This is a genomic window from Microcystis sp. LEGE 08355 (assembly GCF_015207185.1).
Classification (GTDB): domain Bacteria; phylum Cyanobacteriota; class Cyanobacteriia; order Cyanobacteriales; family Microcystaceae; genus Microcystis; species Microcystis panniformis.
In genome coordinates, this window is record NZ_JADEXI010000433.1 from 1 (window position 1) to 3979 (window position 3979).

The following is a 3979-nucleotide window of genomic DNA, read 5'->3' on the forward strand; positions in this document are numbered from 1 at the left end:
TAATTCCTGATGTCATTGACCAGGGAATAAAGGGTTTGCCGTTTAATCCTGTAGTGCTTGACCCACTACGAATGACTAAGCTTTCAGGCTTTTAAGTAAGTTTGAGTAAGTTTAGTTGAGCGGTATAGATCCTCCGGTTATAATGAAATCTGGGAAAATGACACCGCCCCATCCCGAAAACTCTCACCCCTTGCTAGGTATAATTGATCGCAGGAAAAATTTTATGAGTAAATTTGTCTTTGTCACTGGGGGAGTCGTCTCCAGTATTGGGAAAGGGATTGTCGCTGCTAGTTTGGGAAGATTGTTGAAAAGTCGGGATTATTCCGTCTCAATTCTGAAATTAGACCCCTATATCAACGTGGATCCGGGTACGATGAGTCCTTTTCAACACGGAGAGGTATTTGTCACCGATGATGGGGCTGAAACCGACCTCGACCTTGGCCACTACGAACGTTTTACCGATACGGAACTCTCCCGTCTCAATAGCGTGACTACCGGCTCGATTTATCAAGCGGTATTGAATAAAGAGCGCCGTGGTGCTTATATGGGGGGAACTGTGCAGGTAATTCCCCATATTACCAACGAAATCAAGGAAAGGATTCTCCGGGTGGCCAAAGATACCAACCCCGATATTGTCATCACAGAAATTGGTGGTACGGTGGGAGATATCGAATCTTTGCCTTTTTTAGAAGCAATTAGGCAATTTAGGAAGGATGTGGGTCGAAATAACGTGATTTATATGCACGTTACCCTAATTCCTTGGATTCCGGCCGCGAAGGAGATGAAAACTAAACCGACGCAACACTCGGTCAAGGAATTAAGATCGATTGGTATTCAACCGGATGTGTTAGTCTGTCGTTGTCATCTACCCCTACAACCGGGATTAAAAGAAAAACTCTCAGCTTTCTGTGATGTACCGGTAGAATCGGTGATTACTGCTCAGGATGCCAGCAGTATCTACGAAGTGCCTCTTAATCTGGAAAAAGAGGGATTAGCGCAACAAACCCTAGAATTATTAAACCTCAGTCCCCGATACCCCCATCTGGAGGAGTGGGAAAATCTCATCCGACAGATGCAATCCCCCAGTCAAAAATTAGAGATAGCTATTGTTGGTAAATATGTGCAGTTAGGGGATGCTTATCTCTCGGTGGTGGAGGCCCTTAAACACGCTGCTATTGCCCTTGATAGCGAGATAGAATTGCGTTGGGTAAGTGCTGAAGATGTGGATAACGATTCGGCCGAAGCTCATTTAAGCGGTGTTGACGGTATTGTGGTACCCGGTGGTTTTGGTATTAGGGGTGTGGATGGCAAAATTAAGGCGATCGAGTATGCTAGGGTCAATAATATTCCTTTTTTGGGTCTCTGTTTAGGGATGCAGTGTTCGATTATCGAATGGGGTCGCAATGTGGCCCGATTAGAAAGGGCCAATAGTTCCGAATTTGAAGAGGATACACCCAATCCAGTGATTAATTTACTGCCAGAACAGGCAGATGTGGTGGATTTAGGGGGAACAATGCGTTTAGGTCTCTATCCCTGTCGTTTAAATCCCGATAGTCTAGCTTTCTCTCTCTACGGTCAAGAGGTTATCTATGAGCGCCATCGTCACCGTTACGAGTTCAATAATGCCTATCGTAGTCTCTTTTTTGAGACTGGTTATCTGGTGAGTGGCACTTCTCCCGATGGTCGTTTGGTGGAAATTATCGAACTACCAAAACATCCTTTCTTTATTGCTACCCAATTTCACCCCGAATTTCGCTCTCGTCCCAATAAAGCTCATCCTCTCTTTTCTGGTTTCATGAAAGCGGCCCTCAAAAGTGCAGAGCAAAAGTTTTCCCTTATTAGTTAGGGTTTGCTGGTTCTATTGGCTCAAAATCTGGTTTTTTGGGGGGAAACCCCCGAAAATTTGTCATATTAACCCCAGTTTGGCCTAGGGTTTTCCGAATTGACGTTGATAAACTACTTCTTCCTTGCCAGATTCCAGTTTAATATCCGAGCGAGGATAGGCCACACATAACAAAGCATAGCCTTCTTTTTGCAGGTCGGGGGATAATCCCATGCCCTCTCCTTGTTCGACGCTACCTTGGGAAAGTTGAGCGGCGCAGGTAGTACATACGCCCGCATTGCAGGAACTGGGTAAGTCAATCCCCGCATCGTAGGCCGCTTGTAGTATAGTTTGATCTTCCCTAACTTCGATCGTTTGTGTTGTTCCTAAATGAGAAATTTCTACTTTGTAGGTTGTGGTCATAGCTAATGAATGATGCTTTGAACTTCACCTATTTTATCATTCTAGATTGCGGATATAGAGGACAGGGGAGAAATCTGTACCTAATCAGGTTTTCACTGGTTGGGATATAATTGATTGTCATAAAAGATGATAAGATACTCACAATAAGTAACTTTTTCTGGCAATTTGCCCTGTAGTTCAAACAAACAAAAGAGAGAAATAAATTCTCTCTTCTGCTCATGAAAATTATGCCAATTTTCCCATAACCCAGGGGAAGTTATTCTATTTGTAATTGGCTCTCGTGTCTTTAACCGCAGCCCAAAAAAATAGGGCTGTTAATGGCACACTTGCCGCTAGAATTAAGCCAGTGGTAGTATTGCCTAAATCCGGTTCTCCCGAACTAATTTCAAAGACACAACCCACACCAGCGATCGCTGCAATACAGGATAATAACAATAAAACGCCGCTTTTCGGGGTCATTTTCACTCCTCACCTAAATTAACTAATGCCTTTATTTTGTCACTTTCTCGACGGGTTTCACCGCTTGCACGGAAAAACCGTGTTTTTTTAATTCTTCATTGAGTGCCAAATCGTTATCTACTCTATCCACGAACATGACACCATTAAGATGATCCATTTCGTGTTGAATTGCCCGCGCTAGTAAACCGTTAGCTTGCAGTTTTCGCGGTTTCCCCTGTTCATCTTTATAACTCACTTCGATCGCTTGGGGACGGATGACATCTAAAAACACATCGGGAATACTCAAACAACCCTCTTCCGCTTTGCATAATTCCCGACCATAACCGATAATTTGGGGATTAATCAGAATTAGGGGCGGATTTTCCGGTTTATCGGGTTCACAATCGATGACAATCAATTGTTTATTGACTGCCACTTGCGGAGCCGCTAAACCGATACCATTAGCACTATACATAGTTTGCAGCATTTCTTTGGCTAATTGGCGAATGCTGTCATCGACTTTAGCAATTCGCTTGGCCGGTTGACGCAGGACTCGATCGCCGAGATAATGCAGTTCTAAAGGGGGTTTTTCTAATTTGCGTTTTTCTACGGTAATAGTGGCGCTCATAAACTTAATTATCGATGGGATGACACAATTTTGATCTTAGTCACTGGCGCTGGGGCATTTCTCAGGAAAAGGGAGAAAAAAGCCCAGACCCTTCATAAAATTTTACACTGATCACAGACATTTCGTCCATATCAGGAGGTGGGAAGTGGGGAGATTTTTCAGTTATCAGTTATCAGTTATCAGTAATCAGTGGGGGAGTGGGGAGATTTTTCAGTTATCAGTTATCAGTAATCAGTGGGGGAGTGGGGAGATTTTTCAGTTATCAGTTATCAGTAATCAGTGGGGGAGTGGGGAGAAGGGAGAAAAAGCTGATTATAACCGGCTACTTATTAGTAATTGGTATTCCTAACCATTGGCTTAATTCCGCTGCTAACCATTCAATTTCGGGTTGACTCAGATATTCTTTTGTCTTACTGCTAATAGTATATTCTTTAGTTCCCGCCCAAATAGTTAAAGCCATCGGTACATAAACTCGATCGCCCTCGCCATCTTTGGTATGATAACCATCAGCTTTCACCAGTTTATTAATATGTTCCCTGGCCATTTTATTTTTGCCCGGAAGTGTCAAAACCCAAATTCGCTGAATGGCAACAATTTCTTGACTATTAATAGTGATAATTTCCTCCCCTTTGAGACAATAAATAATCTGGTAAAGCATTCCTAAACCC

General features: G+C 43.2%; 5 protein-coding genes and 1 pseudogene. 2 read left to right on the forward strand and 4 right to left on the reverse strand.

The features are described 5' to 3' along the window. Positions 1-223 precede the first annotated feature (223 nt). Complete coding sequence (locus IQ242_RS18610; RefSeq protein WP_002789399.1) at positions 224-1846, forward strand: glutamine hydrolyzing CTP synthase; 1623 nt, start codon at positions 224-226, stop codon at positions 1844-1846. Positions 1847-1927: 81 nt separating this feature from the next. Here the strand turns inward: IQ242_RS18610 and IQ242_RS18615 are convergent, their stop codons facing one another. The 3 genes from IQ242_RS18615 to def form a co-directional block, all read right to left on the reverse strand. Further along, positions 1928-2245 (reverse strand): 2Fe-2S iron-sulfur cluster-binding protein, encoded by a 318-nt coding sequence (locus IQ242_RS18615; protein ID WP_002768334.1) that lies wholly within the window; start codon positions 2243-2245, stop codon positions 1928-1930. A gap of 261 nt (positions 2246-2506) precedes the next feature. After that, a complete protein-coding gene (locus tag IQ242_RS18620; protein WP_002731987.1) occupies positions 2507-2704 on the reverse strand; it encodes a hypothetical protein in 198 nt (65 codons plus the stop codon). 31 nt (positions 2705-2735) lie between these two features. Next, on the reverse strand, positions 2736-3311 hold the full coding sequence (gene def, locus IQ242_RS18625) for a peptide deformylase (RefSeq protein WP_193960992.1): 576 nt from the start codon (positions 3309-3311) through the stop codon (positions 2736-2738). A 145-nt stretch (positions 3312-3456) separates the two neighbouring features. Here def and IQ242_RS18630 point away from each other — a divergent pair, with 145 nt between their 5' ends. Next, the gene (locus tag IQ242_RS18630; protein WP_043995992.1) at positions 3457-3660 is read left to right on the forward strand and encodes a hypothetical protein; all 204 of its coding nucleotides are present in this window, start codon (positions 3457-3459) and stop codon (positions 3658-3660) included. Here the strand turns inward: IQ242_RS18630 and IQ242_RS18635 are convergent. Beyond that, positions 3634-3979 (reverse strand): annotated as a pseudogene (locus IQ242_RS18635) (serine/threonine protein kinase); the annotation flags it as partial. The gene IQ242_RS18630 and the pseudogene IQ242_RS18635 overlap by 27 nt on opposite strands.

What these genes read in the sequence shown, in the direction of transcription:
- IQ242_RS18620 (WP_002731987.1), bottom strand. Translation starts at nt 2,704, where the DNA reads ATGACCCCGAAAAGCGGCGTTTTATTGTTATTATCCTGTATTGCAGCG.
- def (WP_193960992.1), bottom strand. Translation starts at nt 3,311, where the DNA reads ATGAGCGCCACTATTACCGTAGAAAAACGCAAATTAGAAAAACCCCCT.
- IQ242_RS18615 (WP_002768334.1), bottom strand. Translation starts at nt 2,245, where the DNA reads ATGACCACAACCTACAAAGTAGAAATTTCTCATTTAGGAACAACACAA.
- IQ242_RS18610 (WP_002789399.1), top strand. Translation starts at nt 224, where the DNA reads ATGAGTAAATTTGTCTTTGTCACTGGGGGAGTCGTCTCCAGTATTGGG.